The 4,421-nt window shown below is 41.2% G+C and carries 5 protein-coding genes; 4 read left to right on the top strand and 1 reads right to left on the bottom strand.

What is annotated here, in order from left to right:
- Nucleotides 1–317 precede the first annotated feature (317 nt).
- Nucleotides 318–512: a cytoplasmic protein gene (locus ACWXWT_RS19975; protein WP_456043321.1), complete on the bottom strand. Its 195-nt coding sequence runs from the start codon at nucleotides 510–512 to the stop codon at nucleotides 318–320.
- Nucleotides 513–685: 173 nt separating this feature from the next.
- On the opposite strand from ACWXWT_RS19975, the gene ACWXWT_RS19970 reads away from it, so the two are divergent.
- The 4 genes from ACWXWT_RS19970 to ACWXWT_RS19955 all read left to right on the top strand — a co-directional run.
- A complete protein-coding gene (locus ACWXWT_RS19970) occupies nucleotides 686–1,177 on the top strand; it encodes a MarR family winged helix-turn-helix transcriptional regulator (protein ID WP_456043320.1) in 492 nt (163 codons plus the stop codon).
- Entirely contained in the window at nucleotides 1,167–2,303 is a 1,137-nt protein-coding gene (gene rlmC / locus ACWXWT_RS19965) for a 23S rRNA (uracil(747)-C(5))-methyltransferase RlmC (RefSeq protein WP_456043319.1), read from the top strand. The genes ACWXWT_RS19970 and rlmC overlap by 11 nt, the downstream gene beginning before the upstream one ends.
- A gap of 90 nt (nucleotides 2,304–2,393) precedes the next feature.
- Nucleotides 2,394–3,542: a chromate efflux transporter gene (chrA, locus tag ACWXWT_RS19960; RefSeq protein ID WP_456043318.1), complete on the top strand. Its 1,149-nt coding sequence runs from the start codon at nucleotides 2,394–2,396 to the stop codon at nucleotides 3,540–3,542.
- 140 nt (nucleotides 3,543–3,682) lie between these two features.
- Nucleotides 3,683–4,421, top strand: a 739-nt coding sequence (locus tag ACWXWT_RS19955) for a cache domain-containing protein (RefSeq protein WP_456043317.1), incomplete at its 3' end; no start/stop codon positions are given.

Genomic DNA, 4,421 nt, shown 5'->3' with positions numbered 1-4,421 from the left:
GGAATACCTGAGAGACGCCATTCTGGCGGGTTTCAAAGTCCTTTATGCTTCGTTAGATGCTTTCAAAATACGACGGCATGGTCTATTTTTTTCCATAAAAAATAAGACATTCCCACCATCCATGGCGTTCAGATGCTGGAGGTATAGTAACGCAGGAGCTTGTTACCGAGGATCACTATTCGCTTCAATCATCTGCCTTGCTTACAGCACTTTGAACGCCCGCTGAAAGATCACATATTTAATAGGATTGGTATTATTAAATTAAGCCTTAAAATATAAAGCTAACTATCGTCAAGGCGTTAATTGGCGCTAAATCGTTACGCGAAGGTATCTATATTATGACCACTGTTACCTATCGGCTGAGGTGCCGGTGGTTGTGAAGCCTCAATTAGCTGCACGGCCATTTGGCCTTCAACTTCTTGTTGCTCTATCGCCATTACTGCGATTTTTAAACTGCTGCCTGAATCAATCGTAGTGGGCATTGAAGAGGGTGAGTTAACACTGAGTGACATGGTTTAACCTCAATATAAAATTGAATGGAATGCTTATACTATGCTATCGGCCGAAAATGGAAGTACTTGATTCATTTTAGTCTAAAACGACTTGGATTAGTCTTTTTGATTATAGGTTGTGCACAACCAATGTTATCATTGGCCCATAATGTTGGTTAGTGGAGTAAAGCCTAATGTCTGTTGATGCACCTATTGAGTCGCACATGTCTGTTGTATCGAGTCCGTTAGCACTTGAGAATCAGGTTTGCTTTTCGTTATACAGTGCCGCTAATGCGATGATCCGTGCATATCGGCCATTACTTGACGAGATATCGCTGACTTATCCACAATATTTGGTGATGATGGTGCTTTGGAAAGAGCCTGGGATCAGTGTTAAAACGTTAGGTGAAAAATTACACCTTGATTCTGGAACCCTAACCCCATTGTTGAAACGTCTTGAAAGTAAACGTTTAGTTACCCGCGGGCGTAGTGAATTAGATGAGCGTGTGCGTGTGTTACATGTCACAGAGGAAGGCCAAAAACTTTATCAACACGCCTTGAGTATACCGGAGCAAATGCGCTGTAAAGTTGGCGGGAGTATTGAAGACTTGCAACAGTTAAAACAATTGTGCGACCAAGCATTTACCATGCTTAATTCTGGTGAGGCAAGTAGTTGTGAAATGTGATTATTTTGAGCGTGGTGATTGTTTATCATGCCGTAATATTCAACTACCAATGGTTGAACAAGTCAGTGTAAAGCAACAATTGTTAATGAATTTGTTTCGCGATATACCCGTTAAACAATGGTTAGCACCAGTGTTGAGTGCAGAGTCTGGATTTCGTAATAAAGCTAAAATGGTGGTTCTTGGTGCTGCACACCAACCTATTTTAGGGATCGTTAATCCGCAAGGAGAACCGATCAGTTTATGTGATTGCTCATTATATCCTCAAGATATGCAATTATTGTTGCATCGTTTAGAGCGATTCGTACAGCAGGCTGGCTTACCCCCTTATCGTGTCGATAAGGGGAAAGGTGAGTTAAAGTTTATCTTACTTACACGTAGTCAAAGCAGCGGACAGTTTATGCTACGCTTTGTATTACGTAGCGAACAAGCCATTGGCAGAATTGAACGTGAACTCCCGCAGTTATTGTTAGATTTTCCTAAAATCGTTCTGGTTTCAGTTAATATTCAGCCAATTCACATGGCGATTCTAGAGGGCGAAAAGGAAATATTTCTAACAGAAACCACACGGTTAGAAGAGCAATTTAATGACGTGCCGTTATTTATACGGCCCAAAAGCTTTTTTCAAACTAACCCGGATGTTGCCGCGCAGTTATATCAGGTTGCTAGGGAGTGGGTGACAGAGTTTACGCCAGATTATATTTGGGATTTATTTTGTGGTGTCGGTGGTTTTGGGTTGCATTGTGCTAACGATCATACTCGTTTAACGGGCATTGAAATTGAATCTGAAGCGATAGAGTGTGCCATTTTATCTGCCACCAAGTTAGGGCTAACACAAGTCGATTTTAGTGCCCTTGATTCAACTCACTTTGCTCAAGGACAAACAGCACAGGATAAACCCGATCTGATTATTGTAAACCCACCGCGACGTGGATTAGGCAAATCACTATGTCATTCATTAAGTGAGTTTTCTCCCAAAGCAATTGTATATTCTAGCTGTAATCCGTACACCTTAATACGTGATTTGGCGTGCATTACGGGTTACGAGGTTCGTAAAGTTCAAATGTTCGACATGTTTCCTCATACTGATCATTTTGAAGTTTTAGTGATGTTAGTGCAAGTTAAGTGAGCAAAGCTGTAATGGGGCCGTTTGGGTAATCATAAAAATGTCATATTAATGTCATAGCATTGTTTATCAACATAAAAAGGTATCAGGACTATGTGGCAAATATTCAGTCGCTTTTTAGCATTAGGATTAATAAGCTTTGGCGGTCCTGCCGCACACATTGGCTACTTTAGAAAAGCATTTGTGGATGAATTGCAGTGGCTCGACGGCAAACAATACGCTAGTTTTGTGGCTCTCAGCCAGTTTATGCCTGGACCTGGTTCAAGTCAGGTCGGTTTTGCTATTGGTTACCATCGTGGTGGGGTTTTGGGTGGAGTAGCAGCCTTTTTAGGGTTTACGTTACCGTCTTTTTTATTGTTGTTCTTATTTGCTGTTACCAGTGCACATTGGCTGGAATTACCCGCTGTTACTGGGGCTATTCATGGCTTAAAATTATTGGCTGTAGTGGTCGTTGCCGATGTAACCTTGTCTATGTTCACCCAATTCTGTAACCGAAAAACCGCTAAAACACTAATGGCTGCCACGGCAGTCGCGCTGTTGTTAATGCCTTCATTAATGATGCAAATGATAATGTTAGTGGTGGCCGCCTCCGTTGGGGTTATGCTAATGACTCGAGGCGATAGTATTACACCAGAAACGCCAACGATTGAGCTTAATTATGGTTGGTTAGCGTTATTTATTATTGGGTTGGCATCGTCATTTTATTTTATTAATCAACCAGACAGCTTAGGGCAAATTTTTGCAAAATTTTTCCAAGTCGGGAGTTTGGTGTTTGGTGGCGGACACGTGGTGCTGCCTTTACTTGAAACCAGCGTGGGTGAATACATGACCCCAGACCGTTTTTTAACGGGGTATGCGCTCGCACAAGCCATTCCTGGCCCCATGTTTACGTTAGCCACTTTTTTAGGCGCTGATTTATGGTTAGAGTCACCTATTCTGGGGGCATTAGTGGCCACATTGGCTATTTTTATTCCAGGATTTTTATTAATGCTGGTGGGGTTAAAAAGTTGGCATGCAATTAGTCAGCGCCCTGCTATCACAGGTGCAATAGCTGGTGTCAATGCCGCTGTTGTTGGGCTGTTGCTTGCTGCATTGTATCAACCTGTTTTTACCAGTGCGGTGGTCATGCCGCTGGATATGGCTTTAGTGATTATTGGTTTTAGTTTATTAAAAGTGTGGCAACCCAGTCTTGTATGGTTAGTCATAGGTTTTGCAGTTTTTGGAAGTGCAATATCAATGTAGTCAAAATGTGCAGAAGCTATTTGTTTTTTGCGACATGTTTCACTTTATTGAGCGGTAATTGTTTGTTAACAAGTGTAAAGATCTATAATAAATAGACAATTATACTGTATAAATCATTACCTCAAAAAAGGCCTGCCATTATGCTGAGTTCTTCACTGCGCAATAAATTACTGGGATTAGCATTGATCCCCATTTCGTTGATCCTCACCGTGTTGCTGAGTCTTTTTTATGTAAATGAAAGCGCATCGTTGGCTAAAGATATTGAAAACTTTCGCAGTGAGTTAATTTCTGAGCGCCAAAATCAACTTAAAGAATCAGTACAGATTGCCCAAGGGGTTGTCGAGTATCAACTTGCTCTAGGTGACAAAGGAAATGTTAATGCTGCATTAAGGGATTTACGGTTTGGTAGCGCAGGGTATTTTTTTATATGGGATGATACCGGAACGAATATTTTGCTTCCGATAAAACCTGAGCTTGAAGGCCAAAATAAAATTGATTTAACCGACCCTAATGGCACTAAAATTGTGGTTGGATTATTAGATGCAGCAAAATCGGGCAGAGGAAGTTTTTCTTATTATTACCAAAAACCGGGTAGTAGTAAGTTGATTGAAAAACTCAGCTACTCGGTCATGATCCCCAATACTAACTGGATGTTAGGCTCTGGCGCTTATATTGATGATATTGATGAGTCCATTGCGGCTTATGAAACTCATAAAACGGAAGAGATGAATCAAAAAGCATTCCTGTCTTTGTTAATTGCATTAGGCCTTACCGGTGTAACGGCTTTTGTGGTGGTGGTGATAGCTCATAAAATGGTGGTGCCAATTCAAAATATGGCAACCTCACTCAATGATATTGCCAAAGGCGAAGGGGATTTAA

It is taken from the genome of Shewanella sp. A22, from assembly GCF_053850585.1.
Note: the sequence above shows the minus strand (reverse complement) of the source record. Positions and strands in the feature narration are given on the sequence as shown.

Excerpts from the sequence above, each read along its gene's own strand:
- chrA (WP_456043318.1), top strand. The coding sequence starts at position 2,394 with ATGTGGCAAATATTCAGTCGCTTTTTAGCATTAGGATTAATAAGCTTT.
- ACWXWT_RS19975 (WP_456043321.1), bottom strand. The coding sequence starts at position 512 with ATGTCACTCAGTGTTAACTCACCCTCTTCAATGCCCACTACGATTGAT.
- ACWXWT_RS19970 (WP_456043320.1), top strand. The coding sequence starts at position 686 with ATGTCTGTTGATGCACCTATTGAGTCGCACATGTCTGTTGTATCGAGT.